We start from the raw sequence: 24,366 nt of genomic DNA, 5'->3' as shown, positions 1-24,366 counted from the left end.
CGGGCGGTGCAGCCGGCGCCGGTTGCGCGGCACCCGCCATCTGGCCGGCCATCGCCTGCCCGATCGCCGCGCCCGCGGCGAGCCCCGCGCCGATCCCGGCGATGCCGCCCGGGTTCTGCGCGGCGAGCGGGATCGCCTGCGCGGTCTGGTATTGCGTCGCACGGGCGAGATCGCCGGCCATCCCCGCGCCGATCCGCAGGTCGAGTGCCTTCTGCAGTTCCGCCGGCAGCGACACGCTCTCGACCGCGAACGCGTCGAGCGCGAGGCCGTAGCGCGTGAACACCGGCACCAGCGCCTCGGCGATGCGCTGCGACAGCAGCGACTGGTTCGCGGCCATGTCGACGAACGGCACGTCGGACGAGCCGAACGTCGTGCTCATCGCGGTGACGACCAGGTTGCGCAGCTGCTGCTCGAGATCGTCGACCGTGTACTGCGCGCGCGTGCCGCTGACCTCGCGATGGAACGCGCCCGCATCGACGATCCGGTACGAGTAGATGCCGAACGCGCGCACCTGCACGAAGCCGAATTCGCGGTCGCGGATCGTCACCGGCTGCGCGGTGCCCCAGCGGCGGCCGAGTTGCAGCCGCGTGCTGAAGAAATAGACGTCCGACTTGAAAGGCGACTGAAAGAGTTTGTCCCAGTTCTTCAGGTACGTGAGCACCGGCAGCGTGTTCGTTTCCAGCGTGTACAGCCCCGGCTGGAAGATGTCGGCGACCTTGCCTTCGTTCACGAAGATCGCAACCTGCGTCTCGCGCACGGTCAGCTTGCCGCCGTACCGGATTTCCATGTCTTCCATCGGATAGCGCCAGGCCAGCACGCCATCGGTGTCTTCCGTCCATTGCAGGACGTCGACGAACTGCTTGCGGATAAACGATCCCAGACTCATGTCGGTCTCCTCGAAACGCGGGGCGCGTCAGGTCAGGCAGGCGGCATTGATGATGCCGACGACGAGCGACGCGGTGCCCATCAGGCCGCCCATCGCGACGTTGCGATCCTCGATCGCATGATTCATGCCGGGCATCAGGCGCGTCAGCGCCGCATAGGTGATCAGTTGCACGACCATCGCGCCGACGGCCCAGATCACGACTTCGCCGAGCGTGGAATTGTGCGCGATGCTGGATGCGAGCGTCAGGCAGAAGCCGATCAGCGCGCCGCCGAACGACAGCGTCGCGGCCGAGTTGCCGTCGCGGATCAGCGCCAGTTCGTCGAACGGGGTGACCTTCAGGTACACTGCCGCGAACACGAGAAGCAGCACGAACGCCGACAGTAAATGAACCGCATAGAGATAGGCACTATTCATTCTTTCCCTCGGATTTTGTGCTCGGTTCGCCGCCCCGTCGCCGGCCGGCCCGCGCAGGGCCAGCAGTCAAAATTCCGCGCCAGTATATCCACATTGCCGACCGCTGCACAACGGACGCACCATGCTGCATAAGCGCGCGCTCGTCCTGTCGATTCTCGTGCTCGCGTCGTGCGGGCTCGGCTATGAACTGATCAGCAGCGCGCTGTCCAGCTACCTGCTCGGCGATTCGATCCTGCAGTTCTCGTCGGTGATCGGCTGCTACCTGTTCGCGATGGGGATCGGCTCGTGGCTCGCGAAGTTCATCGAGGACGAAGACGTGCTCGACCGCTTCGTCGATATCGAGCTGCTCGTCGGCCTGCTCGGCGGCGTGTCGGCCGCGCTGCTGTTCGCCGTGTTCGCCTGGCTCGCCGCGCCGTTCCGCGCGGCGCTCTATGCGCTCGTGCTGGCGCTCGGCATGCTGATCGGGATGGAGATCCCGCTCGTGATGCGCGCGTTCCAGCAGCGGCGCCAGGCGTTCCGCCATACCGTCAGCGAAGTGCTGACCTTCGACTATCTCGGCTCGCTTGCCGTGTCGCTGATCTTCCCGCTGGTGCTCGCGCCGCGGCTCGGCCTGCTGCGCACCAGCTTCCTGTTCGGGCTCCTGAACGCCTTCGTCGCGCTGTGGACGACGCACCTGTTCCGCGACGAGATCCGCAACGTGCGCGGCAAGCTGATGCGCGCGTCGCTCGTCATCGGGCTGCTCGTCGCCGGCTTCGCGCTGTCCGACCGCATCACGCACTGGGCCGAACACGGCGTGTACGGCGACGAGACGATCTATTCGGAAACGACGCCGTACCAGCGCATCGTGCTCACGCAGTGGCACGACGACATGCGGCTGTACCTGAACGGCAACCTGCAGTTCTCGTCGCGCGACGAGCATCGCTATCACGAGGCGCTGATCCACCCGACGATCGAGGCGCTGCCGTGGGCGAAACGCGTGCTCGTGCTCGGCGGCGGCGACGGCCTCGCGGTGCGCGAGCTGCTGAAGCACCGCAACCTCGAACAGATCACGCTCGTCGATCTCGATCCCGCGATGACGAAGCTGTTCTCGACCTCCGCACCGCTCGTCAAGCTGAACCAGGGCTCGCTGAAGGACCCGCGCGTGCACGTGATCAACGACGACGCGGTGCGCTGGCTCGAATCGAACGCCGACGTGTACGACGCGATCGTCGTCGACTTCCCCGACCCGACCAACTTCGGGCTCGGCCGGCTGTATTCGGTGCCCGTGTTCCGGCTGCTCGCGCGCCACCTGTCGGAGAACGGTTACGCGGTGATCCAGTCGACGTCGCCGTACTTCGCGCCGCACGCGTACTGGACCATCATCGCGACGCTGCACGAGGCCGGGCTCAACACGTGGCCGTACCACTGCTACGTGCCGTCGTTCGGCGACTGGGGGTTCGTGATTGCCGGCAAGCGCCGCGACTTCACGGTGCCGACGCACTACTCGGTGCCCACGCGCTGGCTCGACGCGCAGACGGCCGCCGAGATGTTCCACTTCCCGGCCGACATGCCGGCGCTGCCGATGTCGCCGAACGAACTCAACGACCAGCCGCTCGTGCGCCGTTTCGACGACGACTGGAAACACGTGCTGCGCTGATGGATCGCCGCACGTTCCTCGTCGCGTCGGCGGCCGCGTCGCTTGCCGCCTGCGGGCGCACCGGCTGGGTCGAGACGACGCCTCGCGTCGGCTACCCCGGCATGCGCGAAGGCCATGCGCTGCGCGACCACGCGACGCTGCCGCCGCCTTCCGGCACGATCGAGACCGACGTCGCGATCCTCGGTGCGGGTGCGGCCGGGCTGTCGTGTGCATGGCAGCTCGCGCGCGCGGGACACAAGCGCTTCACGGTGCTCGCCGGCCCCGAATTCGGCGGCAACGCGGCCGGCGGCCGCTTCGGCGATCTCGGCTATCCGAAAGGCGCGCACTACCTGCCGCTGCCGTCGCTCGAATCCGTGCATCTGCGCGACATGCTCGCCGATCTCGGCGTGATCGAATCGGCGCCGTTCTCCGCGCGCCCGGTGTACGACGAGCGCGTGCTCGTCCATGCACCCGACGAACGGCTCTTCATCGCCGGGCAATGGCAGGACGGCATCGTGCCGACGGCCGGCCTCGGCGCCGACGAACTCGCGCAGCAGGCACGCTTCTTCGCGTACACGGACGGGCTGCGCACCGCACGCGGCGCCGATGGCCGCAAGGTGTTCTGTATCCCGATCGCCGAATCGTCGCGCGACCCGCGCTGGCGTGCGCTGGACCGGCGCTCGTTCCGCCAGTGGCTGCTCGACGAGGGCTACACCGCGAAAGCGCTGCACTGGTACCTGAACTACTGTTGCCGGGACGACTATGGCGCCGGGTACGAGCACGTGTCCGCATGGGCGGGCCTGCACTATTTCTCGTCGCGCGGCGGCCACGCGGGCGATGCGAGCGACGGCGCGGTGCTGACCTGGCCCGACGGGCTGCACACGATGGTGACGAAGCTCACCGATTCGATCACCGCGCGCACCGGCTCGAACGCATGGTCGCGCGACGGCTTCGCGGTACGTGCAACCGAACGCGCGGGCGGCGTCGACGTGCTGTGCGCGCGGATCGGCAACGACGGCGCGCTGTCGACCTTCACGCTGAAGGCGCGGCGCGTCGTCAGCGCGATGCCGCTGTTCGTCGCCGCGCGCGTATTTCCGCAGCTTGCCGCGTATGGCTTCAACCCCGCGCGCGACCTGCCGCCGCGTGCGCCGTGGCTCGTGTCCAACTTCCTGCTCGACGGCATGCCGGCCGAAGAAGCGGGCGTGCCGCTCGCGTGGGACAACGTCGTCTACGACGGCGCGGGGCTCGGTTATGTCGTGTCGACGCACCAGCTGATCCGCATGTCACCGCCGACGCGCTCGGTGTTCTCCGCGTACCAGGCGTTGAGCACGCAAGCACCGGACGACACGCGCCGCTGGCTCGCGCAGGCCAAACCGGACGCGTTGCGCGAACAGGCGGCGATCGATCTGCAAGCCGTCTACGGGCGCACGCTGTGGAAACACGCGACGGCGCTCGAGATTACCGTGCGCGGCCACGCGATGGCGACGCCCGACGTCGGTTTCCTGAGCCGGCCGGGGTTGCTCGCGCTGCGCGATGCCGACGGCCCCGTCGTGTTCGCGCATGCCGATCTGTCCGGGCTGTCGCTGTTCGAGGAAGCGTCGTACTGGGGCATGCTTGCCGCCCGGCGCGTGCTGGCCTGACGGCCGTCATCCGTCATTGCGGCGCCGCCGCCACCCGCTATAATCGCGCGACATTCCGACTGCATTGAGCAGGCCGACGGTACCGCGCCGTCCGACGCGCCGTATGCCCTCCTCGACAACAACAATGACGAACCGAACCATCCGACGCCTTCGCCCGTTCGTGCGCGCCGCCGTGCGCGTGCTCGCCTGCGCCCCGCTGCTCGGCACGCCGCTGGCGCTGCATGCGGCCGACACCGCCGCCCCTGCCGGCACCGCGCCCGCCTCCGGGCGCTATATCGTCGTCGACACCGGCCATACGCCGGCTCACCCGGGCTCCACGGGCGCGAGCGGCCGCGTCGAATACCTGTACAACCTCGACCTGTCCGCGGCAGTTGCAGAAAAACTCACCGCGCATGGCGACCGCGTGCTGCGCACTTCGGCCGACGGCCGCGAGATCGCACTCGACCAGCGTTCGACGCAGGCGCCCGACGCGAACCTGTTCGTGTCGATCCATCACGACTCGATGCAGCAGCAGTTCATCGATGCGGGCCGGCAGCGCGAATTCCGCGGTTTCTCGGTGTTCGTGTCGGAACGCAATCCGCACTATGCGGAAAGCCTGCGCTGCGCGAAGGCGATCGCCGAGCAGCTGGTCGCGGCCGGCGAGCGGCCGTCGCTGTATCACGCGCAGCCGATCCGCGGCGAGAATCGCCCGCTGATCGACCCGCAGCTCGGCATCCACCGCTTCGACGATCTCGTCGTGCTGCGCACCGCGCCGATTCCGGCCGTGCTCGTCGAAGCCGGCGTGATCGTCAATCCGGACGAGGAAGCACGGCTGGCGCGACGCGAGACGATCCAGAAGCTGTCCACCGCGATCGCGGGCGGTATCGACGCGTGCACCGTGCCGAAATAAACCACGATAACGCCCATCGGGCCCAACGGTTTTCACCCAGTCAGGAGCATCACCATGAAAATGAAGAATCTGCTCGCAACCGGCGCCCTGCTCGTGCTTGCCGTTCCGTTTACCGCGCACGCAGCCGGCTGCGCGAAGCCGCACAGCGCGTTCGACCAGGTGTACTGCAGCAGCACGCAGTTCTCGCAGACCGACCGTGATCTCAACGACGAGTACGGCCGCCTGCGCAAGCAACTGAGCAGCGACCAGCAGGCGACGCTGAAGGCCGGCCAGCTTGCGTGGCTGAAGCAACGCGATGCCCAGTGCAGCGAGACGCGCAACAACGGCTACCTCGTGGATCTCCAGTGCGCGACCGACATGACGCAGTCGCGCCTGTCGTTCCTGCGCGAGCGCGAACGCGAGTGCACCAGCACCGGTTGCGTGACGTCGAAGCTCGGCGACTAAGAGCTTCGCGCGTGCCGCGCCGCGAAGCGTTTCGCGACGCGGCGCTTCATGCCCTTGCGATCCCCGCGCTTCGGCACCGCGAAAGGAGCGGCGATGCGACATGAATTCTCTGAAGTCCTCAACGATCTGGTCGACTATTTTCTCGTCGGCGATCTCCTGCTGCTGCAGCGCTTCAAGGAACAGCACCGGCTGCCGGACGACGTCGCGACGGCGTTCACGACGAGCGACAGCGGCGACCGCGCCGTGCTGGACGGCGTCGTCATTCCGCTGGCCGGCATCGAGAACCATCCGTACACGGTCATCTTCACGCTGGACGACGACACACCCGAATTGCTGAAAACGGGAAGCCGCCTGCAGCATCGGCGCGACGGGTACGTGCTGCGCGTCGAACATCGTTCGGTCATGCTCTACACGTGGCGGATTCTCGAACGCTTCAACGACACAACGGTCAACGCACTGCTCCCGCGTTACCGCGAACCGGGCAGGCCCGTGATCGAAATCGACAACGGCTGGTATGACGTCGAGATCCTCGGTGGCGAAGTGCCGCGCAACGGCTGGTTCGAGCCTACGCTCGAATTCGTGCTGAAGAAAGCCGACGCACCGGGCGATGCATCGCAGGTGGATATCGGCTACCACTTTGCGATCGAAGGCAGCCTGGATCCGGCGAGTTGAATTCCGCGCGCAACAGCGCAGCACACGGCAACCAATCAGGCGGCGTACACATGACACCGAACACGATGAAAATCGACATCCGCCCCGCCACGACCGCCGATGCCCCGGCCATCGCCGCCATCCACGTCGCATCGTGGCAGGCCACTTACCCGGGCATCATGCCGGCCCCGTTCCTCGCCGGCCTGTCGGTCGAAAAGCGCACCGCTTCATGGCGCCATGCGCTCGACGCAGGGCGGCCGCGTGTCGCGCTCGCGTGCGCGGAAAGCGGGCCGACCGGCTGGATCGCGTACGGTCCGACCCGCGACACCGACAAGGATCGCACCTGGGGCGAAATCGAAGCGATCTATCTGCATCCGACGCATTGCGGGCAAGGCGTCGGCGCGGCGCTCGTCGACCATGCATGCCGTGCGCTGCATGACTCGGGCCACGAGTGGGTGTCGCTGTGGGTGCTGGTGAAAAACCATCGTGCACGGGCGTTCTATGAACGCGAGGGGTTCGTCGCCGAAGACGACATCAAGACGTTCGAGATCGACGGAGCGCCGATCGACGAAGTGCGCTACTGGCGCGCGCTGCCGAAACAGTCGTCATGACGGCATCGCTACCCACGACGCCAAACGCGCCTGCATCAGCTGCAGCAACTCGCGGATCTTCGCGTTGACGGAATTGCGGCTCGAATAGGCGGCCAGCAGTTCGAGCGGCGCCGGCGTCATCTCGAGCGGCACGCGCACCAGCCGTCCGGCCGCCAGCTCGGCCGCGCACCCGCGTTCGACGAGAATCGCGAAGCCGATCCCGTTCACCGCCGCCAGGCCGGCCATCTCGCCGCTATTGACGCGATACCGGCTCGCGACCGGAATCTTGTGAATCCGCCCGTCGCCGTCGGCGAACTGCCACGGCTGCCCTTTCAGCGTGCTCAGTGTCGTGATGCACGGCAACTGCCTGAGTTGCTCCGTCCGGGTCGGCATGCCCGTGCGTTCGATCAGCGACGGCGCGGCCACGACGACGCTCGGCAAGCTCACGAGCGGCCTGACGACGAATGCGCTGTCGTCCAGCTTGCCGCGATTGACGATGATCGACAGGTCGATATCGTCGCGCAACGTCGAGACGCCTGCGAGGCTCGTATCGCAATCGATTTCGACACGCGGATGGCGGCTCGCGAATTCCGCGACGATCGGCCCGAGCATGCGCGGCCCGATTTCGCCGGGTACGCAAAGCTTCAGCACGCCACGCAGTTCCGTCTGCTGCGAGGTCAGTTCGAACTCGGCGAGCGTCAGCGCATCGAGCATCGGCTTCGCGCGCTCGTGCAGCAGACGCCCGGCCTCCGTCATGCGCAGGTGCCGCGTGCTGCGCTCCAGCAGACGCACGCCGAGCCTCGACTCCAGTTGCGCCACATGGCGGCTCACGTTCGAGCCGGGTATCGACAGCACACGCGCGGCACCGGCAAAGCTGCCTTCGTCGACGACCGCCACGAACACGCGCACCGCGTTCAGATCCAGCTTGCTGCGCATCATTATCCCGTTTCAGGTATCAAAGCTCGCCGTTTTTCACGGCTTATCCCGTTCGTGACCGTAATTTACGATGCGGATCCAGTCAAGGCGCGGCCGCCGACGCGCGAACCCGCGTCGACGCGAGCACGCGCACGAACCTACGGGAGCATCAACATGGATATCGCCATTCTCGGCGCCGGCGTGGCCGGCATGAGCACCGCGCTTGCGCTTGGCCGGCAAGGGCACCGGATACGGCTCTACGAACGCAGGCCGTCCGAGACGACGATGGGCGCCGGTGTCGTGTTATGGCCGAATGCCGGCTTCGTGCTCGAGCAACTCGGCCTGCTGCCGGACATCGTCGAGGTCAGCGGCCACCTGCGCGCGATGCGGTGCATGGACCGTGACGGCACCCCGTTCAAGCTCGCCGATATCCGCGCACTCGATCAACGCATGGGTTTCCCGACGCGCTCGATCCTGCGGCGCGACCTGCAGGCGGTGCTGGCTCGGCACGTCGCCGCGCACGACATCGAAGTCTGTTTCGGTCACTGCGCGACGGCCATCGACACCGGCACCGACGGCCGCGCGATCGTACGCTTCGACAATGGCGTGACAATCGCGCCCGATCTCGTGATCGGCGCGGACGGCCGCATGAACTCCGTCGCGCGGCGCCATGTGGTCGGCGACGCCACGCCCGTCTACCAGGGGTTCGTCAACTGGATCGGCGTGGCGCAGAGCGATGTGCCGCTCGTCGACGACGTGTCGATATTCGACTACTGGGGCCAGCGGGAGCGATTCGGTATCGTCGCCGTGGACCGGCATCGCATGTACTGGGCAGCGGCCCGGGCGGAAGCCGCAATCGACGATCATGACAACAGCGGCGACGATGGGGCGCCGGACGATCCCGGCCCGCTGCTGGAACGGCTCTTCGACGGCTGGCCCGCGCCCATCGCGGACGTGATGCGCGCGACGCCGCCGGGCACGATCGCGAAGATCCGCGTGCACGATCTCGATCCCGTCGATGTTTGGCACCGCGGCAATGTGCTGCTGATCGGCGATGCCGCGCACGCGCCGCTCCCCACCTCCGGACAGGGCGCATGCCAGGCGCTCGAGGACGCGTGGCATCTCGCGCGCTGCCTCGACGAGCATGGAAAGAGCAACGACCTCGACGCAGCGCTCGCGTCGTTCACGCTGCGACGCACCCGGAAAACCACGGCCATCACGCTACGTGCACGCGAGTTCGCTCACCGGCTGTTCAGCAACGACACGCACGAAGCCGCGCAGCAGGCTGATCCGATCGCCGAAATCGAAGCGCTCGCGAGCGCATGGGGAGCGGGCCTGCCGATGATGCAGGCGCGGGACTGACAACGCGCGCAAGCGATGGCATTCGATCACAAGAACCACCGATACTCCCGCGCGCCAATCTCATTGCGGAAATCCAGTTCCTCCTGCCGCTTGTTCTCGCAATACACCATCACGAACTCGCTGCCGAGCCCTTCGCGCACGGCCGCCTGATCCTGCATCGCCGCGACGGCCGACAGCATCTCCTTCGGAAAATCGATCCCGCTGCCGCGATCCTCGTTGAGCGGCGGGATCGGCTCGAGCTTCGCGTCGAGCCCGTGCTCCATCCCGGTGAGAATCGCCGCGAGCACGAGGTACGGGTTCGCGTCCGCACTCGCGAGCCGGTGCTCGATCCGCAGGTTGCGCGCGTCCGACTCGGGAATCCGGATGCACGCATCGCGATCCTCGAAGCCCCAGCTCGCGCGGCTCGCCGCGTTCACCATCGATCCATAACGCCGGAACGCGTTGTGATTCGGCGCGAACACGGGCATGCAATGCGGCAGCAGTGCGAGGCATCCGGCCACCGCGTGCCGCAGCGGCCGCTGCCCGTCCGCCGCGAGCAGGTTGCGCCCCGCTTCGTCGTAGAGGCTCACGTGCACGTGCATCCCGCTGCCCGGCGCATGCAGGTACGGCTTGCCCATGAAGCTCGCGCGATAGCCGTGCTGCAACGCGACGCCGCGCGTGCTGCGGCAGAACATCGCCGACCAGTCGGCCGCGCGCAGCCCGTCGTCGCAATGGCCGAAGTTGATCTCGAACTGGCCCGGCCCGAGCTCGGCGGTAATCACGGTCGCGTCGATTCCCTGCACGCACGCGACGTCGACCATCTCGTGCAGCACGTCGGAGAAGCGCGACAGCCGCTCGATATGCATGTTCGGCTGATCGTCGCGATCATCGGACAGGCGGTCGCGCGGATACTTCGGCATCCCCTCTTCGAGCTGCGCGGCGAACAGGTAGAACTCGAGCTCGAACGCGACGACCGGCCGGATGCCGCGCCGCGCGAGCCGCTTCAGCACGCGCGCGAGCACCTCGCGCGGCTCGAACTCGACCGGCGCGTCGGTGCCGTCCGTCGTGATCAGCATCTGGCCGAGCGGCTGCTTCTCCCAGGTCACCGGCTTCAGCGTGCCGGGGATCAGCCGGCGCACGGCGTCCGGGTCGCCGTCGTTGAAACAGTAGTCGCCGATCTTGTAGAGCCCGCCCTGCGTGCCGAGCAGGATGCAGTTCTGCGGCAGCTTCAGCAGCGAACCGGCCGCCACCTTCTCGAGCGCGTCGATCGGGTAGCGCTTGCCGTAGAAATGCCCGGGCAGGTCGAGGCAGATCAGGTCGACATAACGGATCTCGGGATGCGCCTGCCGGAATGCGCGGACTTCATCGACCAGCGCGGGAACGACGTCAGCCATGTCTCATCCTTTCCATGTCTTGTATGACGGTGCCGCAGCGCGGCGAACCGGATTCATGCGGCATGCACGACGTCGCACGCCTCCTACCGATCAGGACTGCAAACAACAACCCAGGCGCGGCGTCTCCCCCGACCGCAGGCCGCGCCGACAACTCAGGTGAATACCCAGATCACGCGCGTCGGCGCGTCGGTCAAATTGGCATAACGAAAGCGCTTGTGCGCGGGAAGCTGGAATGCGTCGTTCGGGCCGAGCGTGACGGGCGTATCGTCGCCGTCGACCCAGATCGTCAGCTCTCCTTCGAGCACGAAACCGCCCTGCTCGTCGCTGTCGTCGACGGGCCGCTCGCCGCTGCTCGCGCCCGGCGCGAGATGGCTTTCGAGAATCGAGAAGCGCGAGCGCATGTTCGGCGAAACCAGGATGTCGGTAATGCCGGCCGCGTAATACACGGTGCGCCGCTCGTCGGGCCGCGTGACCCACGGCACGCTGCGCGGCTTGCTCAGGCTGTAGAAATACGTGGTCGGCACGCCGAGCGCCTCGCCGATCGCGGTGAGATCCGCCACCGTCGGGCGCGACAGCCCGCGCTCGACCTGCGACAGAAAGCCGACCGAGCGGCCGATCCGTTCCGCGAGATCGTTGAGCGTAACCTTGCGGTGCTTGCGCAGGTCACGGATCAGGATCGCCAGGCTTTCTATCTCTTCCTGTTCATTCATGGTGGGTTCCGGTGCAGTCAGACGGTATCGCGCAGACGGTACCAGGCCTTGCCGATCGCTTCCAGCGGCGCGGCGAGCCGGTCGCCGCCGGGGAAGCGCGGGTTGCGGATGCGCTGGTACTGCGCGAGCAGGCGTTCGTCGCCGAGCACCGCGTCGGCCACCGCGCGCGCACCGGCGAGCGTCGGCAGCACGCCGTGCCCCGAGAACCCCTGCAGCCAGAAACGCTGCCCGTGGCGGCCGATGTCCGGCGTGCGGCGCATGCTGATGTCGATATGGCCGCCCCACGCGTAATCGAGCGGCACGCCGGCCAGTTGCGGGAACACGCGCTCGAGGTGCGGGCGCGTGGCCGCCGCGATATCGGCCGGAATGCCGCCGAGATACGTGCAGCCGCCGCCGAACAGCAGCCGGTTGTCGGGGCTCAGGCGGAAATAGTCGGGCACGAACTGGTTGTCGATCACGCAACTGTTCTGCGGCAGCAGCGAACGGGCGACGTCGGGCGCGAGCGGCGCGGTGGCGACCTGGTAGGTGCCGACCGGCAGCAGCCGGCGCGCGAGATCGCGATCGAGCCGGTCGACATACGCGTTGCAGGCCAGCACGAGCACGTCCGCGCGCACTTCGCCGCGCGCCGTGCGGGCGATGTGACCGCCGGCCGTCTCGCGGCAGTCGAGCACGCGGCTCTGCTCGAAGATGCGGCCGCCCGCGCGCTCGATCGTCTGCGCAAGGCCGAGCGCGAGCTTCAGCGGGTTCAGGTGGCCGGCCTCGGGATCGTGCAGCGCCGCCAGGTAACGCGTGCCGCCGATCCATTCGGACATCTCGTCACGGCCGATCACGCGCAGCCGATCGTAGCCCCAGCGCTCGACCGCCTCGTCGCGGACCTGCTCGAGCATCGCGACGCGCCGCGGCCGGACCGCCGCCCACAGGCTGCCGGGCCGGTAGTCGATGTCGAAACCGTGCCGCGCGGGCAGTTCGCGCACCTCGGCCGCGGCCCAGCGCATGCTGTCCCACAGCAGGCGCGCGCCGTCACGGCCAAGCGAATCCTCGAGCGGCTGCATGTCGCACGACCAGCCGAGCAGCGCCTGCCCGCCGTTGCGGCCCGACGCGGCCCACGCGACGCGGCTCGCTTCGAGCACGACGACGCGCTTGCCGGTGAGCGCCAGGCGCAACGCCGTATGCAGCCCGCTGAAACCCGCGCCGACGACGAGCACGTCGGCGTCGATGCGTTCGTCCAGTTCCGGACGATGCGGGATCGGCGCCGGATAGGTGCCGGCGTAGTAGCTTGCGACGTGACGGTCGGACTGCACGAACATGCGGACTCCCGTGAAATTTTCGCCAAGAAATTTCATGAAAAATTAGCACGGCAATTTCACGAAGGCAAGCGAGCAAAAAAACGGCGTATCGGCCTGATGAATCAACGTTGCACCGTTAGTCTGGTTAGCTGAAGATTCGCCGCCCGGGCAGCCCCAGCCAGCGTCGAAATGGATTGTCGCGAAAGCCGCGAAGATCGATGGCGTCCGGGTCTGGCGGGTTCGTGCTTCCCTCCTCGATCGCCGTTGTCGGACAGGTCGATCGGCCTGCCGCCAGCCGCACGCCCCTGCCTTGCCCAGGGTGCAGAAGCCGGAAACATCGGCTCGAAATGCTCGCTCGCCCGCGGCATGAGGCGCGCCGGATCGGCCGATACACGAAACGCCTTGCGCGTGAACCGGACAGGCCCGGTGAATGTGCCTGCCATCCACTCGGACAGAATTTTTACCGTTGTAAAAATTTTGGACTGAGAGAATGACGCGCTGAAACAGCGCGTCACCCATCCAAGCACGGCCCCCGTAACCCCTTTCAGACCCAACCCAATCGCTGACGGGAGACAAGATGCCCACGAACCGGGATGCAAGCCCGATGGACGAATCGGATCACGGAGAATTCTCGCTGAGCGAAGTCCCGCTCGAGAAACGCACCGGATTCCTGTCCATCACGATGGTGTTGTTGAGTTTCACGTTCTTCACGGGAACGATGTTTGCCGGCGGCAAGATCGGTGTCGCCTTCGACGTCGTCAGCATGATCCAGATCGCCGTCATCGGAAACCTGTTGCTCGCCGCCTATGCGGCATCGCTCGCGCTGATTGCCGCCCGCAGCGGCCTGAATGCGGTGCTGATGGGGCGATTCTGCTTCGGGGAAGTTGGCAGCAAGCTGTCCGATTTCCTGCTCGGCTTCGCCGAACTCGGCTGGTACGCATGGGGCACCGCGACGGTGGCGATCGTATTGGTCAAGTTGCTGGGTTGGCCGCCCTCCGTTACCACGCCGCTGATGATCCTCTTCGGCTTCGGATTTTCCATCACGGCCATCATCGGCTATCGCGGCATGGATGTGCTGTCGCGCGTCTCCGTGCCGTTGATGTTCGTGCTGCTGATGACGTCGATGTGGATCGCCACCCGCGATATCGGCGGGTGGGCCGGCCTCACGCATGTCGCGCCGTCTCATCCGATGCCGTTTTCGGCCGCCGTGACCATGGTCATCGGCACCTTTGCCAGCGGCGCGACCCAGGCAACCAACTGGACCCGCCTCGCACGCAGCGCGCGCAGCGCCGTCTCTGCCAGCATGATCGGATTCTTCGCGGGCAACGGGCTGATGATCATCGCGGGCGCATACTGCGCGATCGTCTATCAGCAAGCCGACATCGTCGAGGTGATGATGCTGCAGGGCCTGTCGATCGCGGCGGTCGTGATGCTGTGCCTCAATCTCTGGACCATCCAGGGGCCGACGATGTACAACGTGGCGGCCGCCGGATGCCATCTGCTGCGCACCGAACGGCGCCGCACGCTCGTACTCGTGGGCGCGGCGATCGGCATCGTGCTCGCGGTCGGCGGGATGTACGAGTTACTGATTCCGTTCCTGGTGCTGCTCGGCTCGATCATTCCGCCGGTCGGCGGCGTGATCATGGCGGACTACTGGTACCGCCATCGCGGGCAATACCCGTCGCTTGCCGCCGCCCGCCTTCCGCGCTTCAACCTGGTCGGCCTGGCCGCGTATGCAATCGGCGCCGGACTCGCCTATACATCGCCGTGGATCGCGCCGATCGTCGGCATCGCGGCGTCCGCCGCCGCCTACATCGTGCTGCTGCAGATTGCCCGCGCGTTCACGCGCGAGCCGTCCGTTCAGGGTGAATGATTCCGCTGCGCGCCCTCCCGCTCCCTAGAACCACAGGAATCCTCATGAAAATCATCAACGCCAGATTGCGCGGCCGTAGCGGCCTCTTCACGATCGACATCGATGCGGGCACGATTCGCGGCATCGGCCTCCAGCCGTCGCCGCTGACGTCTCAAGCGGGCGACGTCATCGATGCGGGCAGCAATCTCGTCATCCCGCCGCTGGTCGAGCCGCATATCCACCTGGATGCGACGCTGACCGCTGGCGAACCCGAGTGGAACATGAGCGGCACGCTTTTCGAAGGTATCGAGCGGTGGGGCCAGCGCAAGGCCACCATTACCCATGAGGATACGAAAGCCCGCGCCCACACGACGATCGGGATGTTGCGCGACAACGGCATCCAGCACGTGCGCACGCACGTGGACGTCACCGATCACACGCTTGCCGCGTTGAAGGCGATGCTCGAGGTCAGGGACGAAGCTCGCGATCTCATCGATCTGCAGATCGTCGCGTTCCCTCAGGAAGGCATCGAGTCGTTCGAGAATGGACGCGCGCTGATGGAGCGCGCGATCGACATGGGGGCCGACGTCGTGGGCGGCATTCCGCATTTCGAGAACACGCGCGACCAGGGCGTGAGCTCCATCAAGTTCCTGATGGATCTCGCGGCGCGCAAGGACTGCCTCGTCGACGTTCATTGCGACGAAACCGACGATCCGCAATCGCGCTTCCTGGAAGTGCTGGCCGAGGAAGCGCGGGTTCGCGGGATGGGCACGCGCGTCACCGCCAGCCACACGACCGCGATGGGTTCCTACGACAACGCCTACTGCTCGAAGCTTTTCCGGTTGCTGAAGCGCTCGGAAATCCATTTTGTTTCGTGTCCGACCGAAAGCATCCACCTGCAGGGGCGTTTCGACACCCTCCCGAAACGACGCGGCATTACGCGTGTCGCGGAACTCGATCGCACCGGCATCAACGTGTGCTTCGGACAGGATTCGATCAAGGATCCGTGGTATCCCATCGGCAACGGCAACATCCTGCGCATCCTCGACGTCGGCTTGCACGTGTGCCACATGCTCGGCTACGAAGACCTGCAGCGATGCCTCGACTTCGTGACGGAGCACAGCGCCCATGCGATGTCCCTGGGCGATCGCTATGGCATTGCTGTCGGGCGGCCAGCCAATCTGCTGATCCTCGACGCGGATTGCGACTATGAAGTGGTTCGCACCCAGGCCAAGGTGCGATTGTCGCTCCGTGCCGGGAAGGTCATCATGGAGCGCGCGCCTGAACGCATCACCTATCCTGAAGCAGGCGCCCGTTGAGCGGGCGACGACGCTGGTCCGACCTGCGGGAGGAAGCATCGTGAGACACCCGTCCGAGCCGACGGCAGGAACGCCCGGCCGGCCTCACGGCCGGCGCGAAGCGCTGCGCGACACGCTCGAAGCGACCATTCTCGCCGCTGCCGAAGAATCGTTTTCCGTTTACGGATTCGAGGGCAGTTCCGTTGCGACTATCGCAGCGGCCGCCGGCCTGTCGAAGCAGAACCTGATGTACTACTTCCCCACGAAGCTGGCGCTCTATCAACGCGTGCTGGACGACGTGTTGCGGGACTGGCTCGGCAGGATGCGGGAGTTTGCGGCGCCCGATCACGAGCCCGCGGAGGCCATGTCGGCCTATATCCGGGCCAAACTCGAATTCTCCAGAAATCGCCCACATGGATCGCGGGTTTTTGCGCTGGAGATCATCGGCGGGGCCAAGACCTACGGAAAGGAAATCCGCAAACAACTGATTCCGGTGTTGCGCGACGACATCCGGGTGCTCGAACGCTGGATCGAGGAAGGCAAGGTCAGACAGGTCGATGCCGAGCACCTGTTCTTCCTGATCTGGGCAGCCACGCAGGCGTATGCGGATTTCGCCCCCCAGATGCTGCTGGTGCTCGGCAAGCGTGCGCTGGGAAACGACGATTTCGACGCGGCTTACCGCACGATCTCGGATCTGGTGCTCAACGCACTGATCACCGGCGACAGAAAGACGGATTGACCGCTTGACCGCCTCCGTCGCCGTTCATGCACGGCACCCCGGCGCCGTCGTCGACACGCGCCGGGGAACCGCCGGTCAGTCGTGCTTGTAGCGCTTCTTGTTCTTGTACTTGTTGCCGTGGTGATGATCGTTGGAACGCGAGTTGTTGCGCGACACGTGGCCGCCCAGCGCCGCGCCCGCGCCGCCGCCCACGGCGGCGCCGACGAGCCCGCCGGCCGTGCCGCCCATTGCGTTGCCCGCAGCGGCGCCTGCGCCGCCGCCCAGTGCGCCGCCAACAATCGCGCCCGTGCGTTCGCGTTTGTTCGACGTCACCGCACCGCCCGCACCCCCACCCACTGCCCCGCCGATCACGGTGCCCGTGCTGCCGCCAATCGCGTTGCCGACCGCCGCGCCGGCAACACCACCCAGCGCGCCGCCCAGTGCGTTGCTCGTGTCGCCTGCCACGGCGGGCAGCGACACCACCGCCGCCGCACCGACCACCACCGCCATTCCTGCCAATTTCTTCAGCATCTGTCTGCCCTCTCCGCGTTGCGAGATATCGATGGGCGAATCTAGCACCTTTCCGGAAGGCCCATCGTAATGAAGCGTTAAATTGGGCATTGTCGTGGCCGGAGCGCGAGTGTTAGCAGATTCAGGTGGCCGGCCTCCGGATCGTGGAACCGCGCGAGATAACGCGTGCCGCCCAGCCATTCCGGCATCTCGCCATGGCCGATCACGCGCAGCCGATCGTAGCCCCAGCGCTCGATCGCCTCGTCGCGAGCCTGTTCGAGCATCGCGAACTGCCCGCGCGGCACGGTTTCAACATCGACTAGCGGCCCGGCAGCCTGTGTGCGGCCATGCGCGAATCCATCTCCCAGCGATCCGCAATCCGCTTGCGCCGGCGCGCAGGATCGCGGCCTAGCTCGAAGCGTCCGAGAACGCGCCGGAATTCGTGATGCGATAGCGAAGAAAATCAAGCAACGCATGCACTTTGCGCGAGTGGCGGCGATTCGGAAGATAGGCGGCGTAAACGCAGACGGTCTGGTCGAGCGGGTTGACCGAGTAGTCTTCGAAAAGACGCGTGAGCCGCCCCGCCACCACATCCTCTTCGACGAGCCATTGGGGAAGCAGTGCAATGCCAAACCCGCTGATCACGGCCTCGCGCAGCACGTCCGAGTTGTTCACCGAAAGTCTGCCATCGATCTCGACATGCTCGGTGCTGCCTGCGCGCGTGAACGACCAACGCTGCAAAGCTGCCTGGTACGCAAAACGCAGGCATTGGTGGTTTCGCAGATCTTCCGGTGAAGCGGGCACCCCGTTGCTTTCCAGATAGCCATGACTCGCGACAACATAGCGATGATGTTCCGCCAGGCGATTGACGATCAGATTCGGCTGGTTTGCAGGTGTGCCGATGCGTACCGCAACGTCAATTCGCTCGGCAGCCAGATCGAGGGTCGAATCCGAAAGCACCAGGTCCAGGGAAACGCGGGGATGCTGCTGCAGGAAGCTTGCTATGTGCGGCCCCAGGCACAGGCGCCCGAAAGTCACCGGCATTGAGACACGCAGCGGCCCGACTGCGTCGACACCCGTGTCGGACACACTCCCGTCGGCTTCGTCGAGGTCCAACAGCACCCGCGTGATCTGCTCCAGATACGCGGAACCGGCATCCGTCAAAGTCACTTGACGCGTCGTGCGAGTCAGCAACGCGCTTCCGAGCGACTTCTCCAACGCGTCCATCAGACGGGTCACCGACGAAGTGGCCACCCCCATGCGGCGCGCGGCCTTTGAAAAGCCCCCCGTTTCCGCGACGTCGATGAATGCCCGCAACGCAAGAAGCTTGTCCACGCCATGTCCTTTGTCTTTGCACGCACCGCAACGCTGGATTGCGATTGCTTCATATTCACTAAATCTAACGCAAAGCCTAAAGTGCTTACACCGTCAACGCAAGGAGCCTTCAAATGAATCCGCTCGAAATCCAGGTCACGTACGACTTCATCTGCCCGTGGTGCTGGATCGGCCATGAACATCTCAAGGCAGCGCTCCGGGAGGCCGACCTGGCTGTCGCACCGACCGTCAAGTACCTTCCGTACGAACTCAATCCGACCATGCCCAAGGACGGAATCGACCGAAAAGCCTATCGCAGCGCCAAATTCGGAAGCTGGGCACGTTCGCAGGCAATGGATGCCGACGTCACGCTGGCGGGCAAACGTGCCGGTGTCGAATTCAACTACGACCGCGTCGCGGTTACGCCCAATACACGGCTTGCCCATCGCCTGATGTTCCTTGCTCAGTCCAAGGGAGATGCAGCCAGGACCGAAGCACTCTTCGAGGCGGTTTTCTCTGCCTATTTTTCCGAAGGGCGGAACATCGGCATGGCCGAGGTTTTGGTAAGCCTCGCGAAAGGTACGGGTTTCGACGCCGACGAAGTGCGCAGTTTCCTGGCGACGAACGACGGCGAGCGCGAAGTCGTTGCCGACGAACTGCGGGCCGGGGCCACCGGCATCCGGTCGGTGCCGACCATTCATGTCGGCGGCGTTCCGGTGAGCGGTGCACAACCGGTTTCGGTACTCGCCCAGGTGCTTCGGACTGCCACCGGCGACAACACGGCCAAAGACGCAGTCTGAATCGACACCTGCAGTTGAACGCAAGCTACTGGTTTGGAGAGATTCATGGTCGCCCCCACAAAAAACAAGCCTCGCGCACTGATCATCGGCGGCTCGCTCGGCGGGCTCTTTACTGCAACGACGCTGCAAGCCGCGGGTTGGGACATCGACATCTTCGAGCGCTCCCCGAATGAACTGGACAGCCGAGGCGGCGGAATCGTGTTGCAGGCCGACGTCCTGTCGGCGTTTCATTTCGCCGGCATTCAGACAGGCACCGCGCTCGGCGTGCAGTCGGGCGACCGCATCTATCTGGACCGCGCCGATCGTGTCATTCAGCGCAGCTTCATGCCGCAGACCCAAACGTCCTGGAACATGCTCTACGGCACGATGAAGGCGCACCTGCCCGCGCAGGTCTTTCATCCGGGCGAGCGCTTCGTCCGCTTCGAACAGAACGGCGACCGGATCACCGCCTACTTCGCCAGCGGCCGCGTTGAAACCGGCGATCTGCTCGTCGGCGCCGACGGCGCACGCTCCGCGGTTCGCGAGCAGGTCTCTGCCGGCCTTTCACCCAATTACGCCGGATATGTCGCGTGGCGTGGTCTCGTGCCTGAAACGGCGCTCCCGGCAAGCGCCGCGGATGTTCTCAACGGAACCTTTGCCTTCCAGCAAGGCCCCGGTCACCTGATGCTCGAATATCTCGTCCCGGGCGAAGACCTGTCGACTCAGGAGGGTCAGCGACGCTGGAACTGGGTGTGGTACCGGAAGGTTGCCCATGGCGAAGCGCTCACGGCTCTGCTGACCGACCGCTCGGGGATTCGCCATTCGTTCTCGCTGCCTCCGGGCGCACCGAAGGACGAAGACCTCGCTCGCCTGACGCAGGCGTCGAAGGAGCTTCTCGCGCCGACTTTCCAGACGTTGGTTGAAACGACCCGGGAACCGTTCGTCCAGGCCATCCTGGATCTGCAGGTGAAGCAGATGGTGTACGGCCGCGCGATCCTGCTGGGCGACGCCGCCTTTGTGCCGCGCCCTCATACCGCGGGCAGCACCGCCAAGGCAGCCGCCAACGCATTGGCCCTGGCCAAGGCGCTGCATTCCGCGGATGCCGGCATCGATGAGGCGCTGTCGCGGTGGCAGGCCGGACAATTGCATCAAGGCATCGGCATGACCGAATGGGGAATGAACATCGGCGACCGGATCATGGGCATCCCGCGCAGCAACATCGTCCTGAAGGGCGCTTGATCCAGCCACCGCGTCATCCGTCGACGACCCAGCCCGGCACGGCACGGCAGTCGATTCCGTCGATCTCCGTCCGCGACTTCACCGATCGGGGCATTTCCCCCAATCGCGCAACTCGAGCTCGCCGGACTCATTGCGCAGGCAGCACAGCATCGCGCGGCCGTCTGTATCTTTTTCCGAGGACGGTCGCGGACGATAATGGACACGTCATTCCCGCAGCACGACGACACACGCCGCGAGGATCGACGCACACCGCAACCGCGCAAGGAGGGCCTCCCGCATGACGACACCATTCAGGCTGGGCGACCACGTCCGCTGGAATTCGGAGGCAGGCTACGTGACCGGCACGATCATCGCGATCCACACGGCGGACTTCGACTACAAGGGCCACCGCCATCGCGCGTCGCCCGACGATCCGCAGTACGAGATCAAGAGCGACCGCACCGACCACATCGCCGCCCACCGCGGCCGCGTGCTCGAGCGCATCGCCGGCAAGGACGACGCATGACGCTCCCGTTCTACACGATCGGCCACTCGAACCGCACGCTCGACGAGTTCGTCGGGATGCTCGACGCGGTCGATATCGCGCTGCTCGCGGATATCCGCAAGATGACGCGCTCGCGCACCAACCCCCAGTTCAACGAAGCGACGCTGCCGGACGCGCTGGCCACCGCCGACATCGCGTACGAACACATCGCCGCACTCGGCGGGCTGCGCGGCAAGTCGCGCGGCGTCCCCGACGACGTCAACGACTTCTGGACCAACCAGAGCTTCCACCGCTATGCCGATTACGCGCTGTCACCCGAGTTTCGCGACGGCCTCGACCGGCTGATCGCTCAGGGGCATGCGCAGCGCTGCGCGATCATGTGTTCGGAAGCGGTGTGGTGGCGCTGCCACCGGCGCATCGTGTCCGACTACCTGATCGCGCGCGGCGAAGCGGTGCTGCACATCATGGGCCCCAACCGCGTGGAGCCCGCGCACCTGACGGCCGGCGCGGTGATCCGGCCTGACGGCACGATCGTCTATCCGGACGCCGGGGACGACGCCACGGCGCCGGGGGCAGCCGCGCCCCCGAACGCATAGCGCGGCGCCCCGTTCGATGGCACGGCCCGCAACGCGTCGCGAACATCGTCAGTTCCGCGCCGACGCGGGCGCGCCATTCGCCTGCATCAGGCTCGTGCGCACCGCCGGCATCCCCGACGTCACCGCGCCGCCGGCCGGAATCGTCCCGGACGGGGAAGCGCCGACCGGCGGCGCCAGTGCCACGCCGCCCAGCGAATTGCCGTACGCGACGATATCGGCGGCCGGGCAGTTGTTCATCAGCAGCGACACCGGCGTGCCGGCGATCGACGCGAGCGTCGTGTCGACCACCGCGAAATGGCAGACGTTCCCCAACGCCCGGAAGCCGGCATAGCCCGAGCCCGATACGCGGTTGCCCTTCACGACGACGTACGACACCGTCCCCGACCACGTATCGAGCTCGATCGCGGCCTGCTGGGTCGGTTGCAGGCCATTGTTCGCGTTCGTGCCATCCTGGATCGCGCCGACGACGTTGTTCTCGATCAGCACGTCCGACACGCCGTAGGTCTTCCAGCCATCCTCCTGCGCGATCAGGATGCCGGCCGCCTTCTGAACGCCGCTGACGGTGTTGTTCGAAATCGTCACGGTCCGCCCGCCGACCACGGCGATGCCGCGCCCCCAGTCGTTGCCCGACACCGTATTCCCGTCGATCAGCACGTTGGCATTCAGACGGCCGTCGCCCTGATAGCTGACGACGGCGATCAGGTCGTCGCCGGTGTCCTTCACCGTGTTGCCGCGCACCAGCACGTTGGTCGAGCCGTAGGTGGTGTGGATGCCGTCGGCCAGCGTCGCCTGCACGGTGTTGCCCACGATCGCCACGTTGCTGCCGCCGAAGATGAAGATCCCGGCGCCGGCGCCACCCTGGATCGTCACGCCGAGCACCTGGACGCCGGTGCCCGTCACCTCGACCTTCGTCGATGCGGGCATCGTCAGCCGCGTCGTACCCGTGCCGACCAGCGTGACGCCGACGAGCGTCGAACCGCTGCCGCTCATCACGATGGTCTGATCGGCCGGGTTGGTCGCGACCAGCGTCGCGCCATAGCCCGAGATCACGACGTCCGCCTTGGACACCGTCAGCGACCGGCCGACGGTGTAGCGTCCCGGCGCGAGCACGAGGCGCTGGCCCGGCTGCAATGCATCGAACGCGGCCTGCAGCGCGTCGGCCTGGTCTCCGCCGTTCGCCGTTGGCTGGACGGTCACGGTGGGAAGTCCCTGCGCGCTGCGCGACGGATACGCGTGCCGCGTGCCGCCCGGTGTATAGGCGGCCGCCGGCGATGCGGCGAAACATGCGGTGCAGATCAGGCAGACGGCCGTACTCGGGCCGACCCCTCGAAACGACTTTTTCATGGTTGTTCTCTCACGCCCGTTCGCCCGCGACGACCGGCCAACGGCTGACGGTCGCGAGGCGTTCGAGCAACGGCGATCGCACGGCGCGTGGCACACGCAACGTACCATCCCGACTGCGACATTCATTTGCTCCGCCGATACGGCGGAGCAACGGCAACGAAGCGCCGTCGCGTGGCCGCGATCGACACCCGGTCGCCTGTTCGCCCGCCGGCGCCCATGCGTGTCCCCCAGGAAAAGGCGGCCCGATTCCGACGCGCCGGCACCGCGTGGCCGGAATCGAACCCGTCAACAGGAACTGCGTTCCCGAGCGCTCCGGGCGCCGGCTGACCCCCAACCCTGCCGGTTCTTTCCCGCCGCTCATCAACCAGTCTATTTCGCGCGCATCGTTCGACAATCCGACATTGGCCCCGCGACGTCGTAAGACCGCCCGTCCACCCGCCCGGGCCGTCCTCGACCTTGGTCGCGGGCTGTCCGGCACCGTCGCTTGCGCCGGCCGGGAAGGCCCGCAACGACACCACAATCGCAATCGCACCGGTTCACGCCGCCTGCGGTCCTGCATTAACATCGTGCGTTCACCGCGCCTGCCCGACTCCGGCAGGTGAGCCCCGTCACCTTCCGCTCCCGCTCCGATGCTCGCTCTCGTCATCCTCGCCGGCCTCTGGGCCGGACTGCAGAACACCCTGGCCGGCGGCGGCTCGTTCGTCACGCTGCCCGCGCTGATCGTGTCGGGCATGTCGCCGCTCGCGGCGAACATCACGTCGACGGTCGCGCTGTTTCCCGCGCAGGTCACCACCGGCTGGGCGAGCCGCAACATGGTGCGCGGCGTGGGCAAGCTGTCGTTTCGCGCGATGTTCTTCATCAGCGTGGTCGGCGGTGCGCTCGGCGGGTTGCTGTTGCTGAAGACCCCTTCGTCGATCTTCTCGCGCCTCGTGCCGTGGCTCGTGCTGTTCGCGACGATCGTGTTCGCGTGGGGCAGCTTTTTCCGCAAGCCGAGCGAAGGCACGGCCCACCTCGGCACCGTCCCCGCGGGGCTCTCGCAGTTCATGATCGCGATCTACGGCGGCTATTTCGGCGGCGGGCTCGGCTTCCTGATGATGGCCGTGCTGACGATGGCCGGCCTGTCGCCGCGCCACGCGATGTCGACGAAGAACGCGCTCGCGGGCGTGATGAACGCATCGGCCGTCGTGCTGTTCCTGACGTCGCCGCACCTGCACTGGGACAAGGCACTCGCACTCGGCGGCGGCGCGATCGTCGGCGGGCTGTTCGGCACATGGGCACTGCATCGCGTGAACGAACGCGTGTTGCGGATCGGGATCGTCTGCATCGGCGCGGTGCTGACCGTCGGGTTGTTCGTCAAGCCGATCTGACGCGAACGCGCCACTCGCGCCGCACCGGCAGCCGTTCCGGGGCCATGACGGCACGGACATAGACGCGATATCCGATCCGTTATGAAGTCC

Annotated in this window: 24 protein-coding genes and 1 pseudogene; 15 read left to right on the top strand and 10 right to left on the bottom strand. The window is 66.3% G+C overall.

The annotated features are described in order from the left end of the window. A partial coding sequence (locus tag BDI24065_RS32895; RefSeq protein WP_175034713.1) for an SPFH domain-containing protein occupies positions 1-886 on the bottom strand: 886 nt, incomplete at its 3' end. A 27-nt stretch (positions 887-913) separates the two neighbouring features. Beyond that, positions 914-1,300 carry a DUF350 domain-containing protein gene (locus BDI24065_RS32890; RefSeq protein WP_175034712.1) on the bottom strand — a complete coding sequence of 129 codons (387 nt, stop codon included), beginning with the start codon at positions 1,298-1,300 and terminating at the stop codon, positions 914-916. 121 nt (positions 1,301-1,421) lie between these two features. Between BDI24065_RS32890 and BDI24065_RS32885 the strand changes: the two genes are divergently transcribed. The 6 genes from BDI24065_RS32885 (at position 1,422) to BDI24065_RS32860 (ending at position 7,150) form a co-directional block, all read left to right on the top strand. Next, positions 1,422-2,936: a polyamine aminopropyltransferase gene (locus tag BDI24065_RS32885; RefSeq protein ID WP_175034711.1), complete on the top strand. Its 1,515-nt coding sequence runs from the start codon at positions 1,422-1,424 to the stop codon at positions 2,934-2,936. Beyond that, on the top strand, positions 2,936-4,555 hold the full coding sequence (locus tag BDI24065_RS32880) for an FAD-dependent oxidoreductase (RefSeq protein WP_175034710.1): 1,620 nt from the start codon (positions 2,936-2,938) through the stop codon (positions 4,553-4,555). The genes BDI24065_RS32885 and BDI24065_RS32880 overlap by 1 nt, the downstream gene beginning before the upstream one ends. Positions 4,556-4,679: 124 nt before the next feature. Then, a complete protein-coding gene (locus BDI24065_RS32875) occupies positions 4,680-5,444 on the top strand; it encodes an N-acetylmuramoyl-L-alanine amidase family protein (protein WP_175034709.1) in 765 nt (254 codons plus the stop codon). 54 nt (positions 5,445-5,498) lie between these two features. Next, on the top strand, positions 5,499-5,888 hold the full coding sequence (locus BDI24065_RS32870; protein ID WP_175034708.1) for a lysozyme inhibitor LprI family protein: 390 nt from the start codon (positions 5,499-5,501) through the stop codon (positions 5,886-5,888). 93 nt (positions 5,889-5,981) lie between these two features. Beyond that, positions 5,982-6,560 (top strand): hypothetical protein, encoded by a 579-nt coding sequence (locus tag BDI24065_RS32865; protein WP_175034707.1) that lies wholly within the window; start codon positions 5,982-5,984, stop codon positions 6,558-6,560. A gap of 50 nt (positions 6,561-6,610) precedes the next feature. Then, positions 6,611-7,150: a GNAT family N-acetyltransferase gene (locus BDI24065_RS32860; RefSeq protein WP_175034706.1), complete on the top strand. Its 540-nt coding sequence runs from the start codon at positions 6,611-6,613 to the stop codon at positions 7,148-7,150. On the opposite strand, the gene BDI24065_RS32855 is transcribed toward BDI24065_RS32860, so the two are convergent. Continuing rightward, the gene (locus tag BDI24065_RS32855) at positions 7,145-8,065 is read right to left on the bottom strand and encodes a LysR family transcriptional regulator (protein ID WP_175034717.1); all 921 of its coding nucleotides are present in this window, start codon (positions 8,063-8,065) and stop codon (positions 7,145-7,147) included. The genes BDI24065_RS32860 and BDI24065_RS32855 overlap by 6 nt on opposite strands. 153 nt (positions 8,066-8,218) lie before the next feature. On the opposite strand from BDI24065_RS32855, the gene BDI24065_RS32850 reads away from it, so the two are divergent. Beyond that, the gene (locus BDI24065_RS32850; RefSeq protein WP_175034705.1) at positions 8,219-9,406 is read left to right on the top strand and encodes an FAD-dependent oxidoreductase; all 1,188 of its coding nucleotides are present in this window, start codon (positions 8,219-8,221) and stop codon (positions 9,404-9,406) included. 26 nt (positions 9,407-9,432) lie between these two features. Here BDI24065_RS32850 and BDI24065_RS32845 read toward each other — a convergent pair whose 3' ends face one another. The 3 genes from BDI24065_RS32845 to BDI24065_RS32835 form a co-directional block, all read right to left on the bottom strand. Continuing rightward, positions 9,433-10,779 (bottom strand): glutamine synthetase family protein, encoded by a 1,347-nt coding sequence (locus BDI24065_RS32845; protein ID WP_175034704.1) that lies wholly within the window; start codon positions 10,777-10,779, stop codon positions 9,433-9,435. A gap of 152 nt (positions 10,780-10,931) precedes the next feature. Then, positions 10,932-11,489, bottom strand: coding sequence for a helix-turn-helix domain-containing protein (locus BDI24065_RS32840; RefSeq protein ID WP_089427004.1), 558 nt, complete (start codon positions 11,487-11,489; stop codon positions 10,932-10,934). A gap of 17 nt (positions 11,490-11,506) precedes the next feature. Beyond that, positions 11,507-12,796: an NAD(P)/FAD-dependent oxidoreductase gene (locus BDI24065_RS32835; protein WP_175034703.1), complete on the bottom strand. Its 1,290-nt coding sequence runs from the start codon at positions 12,794-12,796 to the stop codon at positions 11,507-11,509. Between the two features lie 556 nt (positions 12,797-13,352). Between BDI24065_RS32835 and codB the strand changes: the two genes are divergently transcribed. Genes codB through BDI24065_RS32820 form a run of 3 tightly spaced genes read left to right on the top strand, consistent with a single transcriptional unit; the run spans position 13,353 to position 16,664 of the window. After that, positions 13,353-14,648 carry a cytosine permease gene (codB, locus tag BDI24065_RS32830; RefSeq protein WP_368040800.1) on the top strand — a complete coding sequence of 432 codons (1,296 nt, stop codon included), beginning with the start codon at positions 13,353-13,355 and terminating at the stop codon, positions 14,646-14,648. 44 nt (positions 14,649-14,692) lie between these two features. Continuing rightward, positions 14,693-15,946, top strand: a complete 1,254-nt coding sequence (gene codA / locus BDI24065_RS32825) for a cytosine deaminase (protein WP_175034715.1) — start codon at positions 14,693-14,695, stop codon at positions 15,944-15,946. Between the two features lie 40 nt (positions 15,947-15,986). Further along, complete coding sequence (locus tag BDI24065_RS32820) at positions 15,987-16,664, top strand: TetR/AcrR family transcriptional regulator (protein WP_175034702.1); 678 nt, start codon at positions 15,987-15,989, stop codon at positions 16,662-16,664. Between the two features lie 75 nt (positions 16,665-16,739). On the opposite strand, the gene BDI24065_RS32815 is transcribed toward BDI24065_RS32820, so the two are convergent. The 3 genes and pseudogenes from BDI24065_RS32815 to BDI24065_RS32805 all read right to left on the bottom strand — a co-directional run bounded on the left by BDI24065_RS32815 (position 16,740) and on the right by BDI24065_RS32805 (position 18,488). Beyond that, positions 16,740-17,174, bottom strand: a complete 435-nt coding sequence (locus BDI24065_RS32815) for a hypothetical protein (RefSeq protein ID WP_122947685.1) — start codon at positions 17,172-17,174, stop codon at positions 16,740-16,742. A gap of 101 nt (positions 17,175-17,275) precedes the next feature. Further along, a pseudogene (locus tag BDI24065_RS32810) lies at positions 17,276-17,440 on the bottom strand (FAD-dependent oxidoreductase); the annotation flags it as partial. Between the two features lie 121 nt (positions 17,441-17,561). Continuing rightward, the gene (locus BDI24065_RS32805) at positions 17,562-18,488 is read right to left on the bottom strand and encodes a LysR family transcriptional regulator (protein ID WP_175034701.1); all 927 of its coding nucleotides are present in this window, start codon (positions 18,486-18,488) and stop codon (positions 17,562-17,564) included. 113 nt (positions 18,489-18,601) lie between these two features. Between BDI24065_RS32805 and BDI24065_RS32800 the strand changes: the two genes are divergently transcribed. The 4 genes from BDI24065_RS32800 (at position 18,602) to BDI24065_RS32785 (ending at position 21,565) form a co-directional block, all read left to right on the top strand. Beyond that, positions 18,602-19,267 (top strand): DsbA family oxidoreductase, encoded by a 666-nt coding sequence (locus BDI24065_RS32800; protein WP_175034700.1) that lies wholly within the window; start codon positions 18,602-18,604, stop codon positions 19,265-19,267. 45 nt (positions 19,268-19,312) lie between these two features. Continuing rightward, positions 19,313-20,485 carry an FAD binding domain-containing protein gene (locus BDI24065_RS32795; protein WP_175034699.1) on the top strand — a complete coding sequence of 391 codons (1,173 nt, stop codon included), beginning with the start codon at positions 19,313-19,315 and terminating at the stop codon, positions 20,483-20,485. A gap of 277 nt (positions 20,486-20,762) precedes the next feature. Beyond that, positions 20,763-20,990, top strand: coding sequence for a DUF2945 domain-containing protein (locus BDI24065_RS32790; RefSeq protein ID WP_006490334.1), 228 nt, complete (start codon positions 20,763-20,765; stop codon positions 20,988-20,990). Continuing rightward, complete coding sequence (locus tag BDI24065_RS32785) at positions 20,987-21,565, top strand: DUF488 domain-containing protein (protein ID WP_175034698.1); 579 nt, start codon at positions 20,987-20,989, stop codon at positions 21,563-21,565. The genes BDI24065_RS32790 and BDI24065_RS32785 overlap by 4 nt, the downstream gene beginning before the upstream one ends. Positions 21,566-21,613: 48 nt before the next feature. On the opposite strand, the gene BDI24065_RS32780 is transcribed toward BDI24065_RS32785, so the two are convergent. After that, a complete protein-coding gene (locus BDI24065_RS32780) occupies positions 21,614-22,909 on the bottom strand; it encodes a right-handed parallel beta-helix repeat-containing protein (protein ID WP_175034697.1) in 1,296 nt (431 codons plus the stop codon). Positions 22,910-23,538: 629 nt separating this feature from the next. Here BDI24065_RS32780 and BDI24065_RS32775 point away from each other — a divergent pair. Beyond that, positions 23,539-24,276 carry a sulfite exporter TauE/SafE family protein gene (locus BDI24065_RS32775; protein ID WP_175034696.1) on the top strand — a complete coding sequence of 246 codons (738 nt, stop codon included), beginning with the start codon at positions 23,539-23,541 and terminating at the stop codon, positions 24,274-24,276. Positions 24,277-24,366 lie beyond the last annotated feature (90 nt).

It is taken from the genome of Burkholderia lata, from assembly GCF_902499025.1.
Classification (GTDB): Bacteria; Pseudomonadota; Gammaproteobacteria; order Burkholderiales; family Burkholderiaceae; genus Burkholderia; species Burkholderia lata_C.
This window is presented reverse-complemented; position numbering and strand designations above follow the sequence as displayed.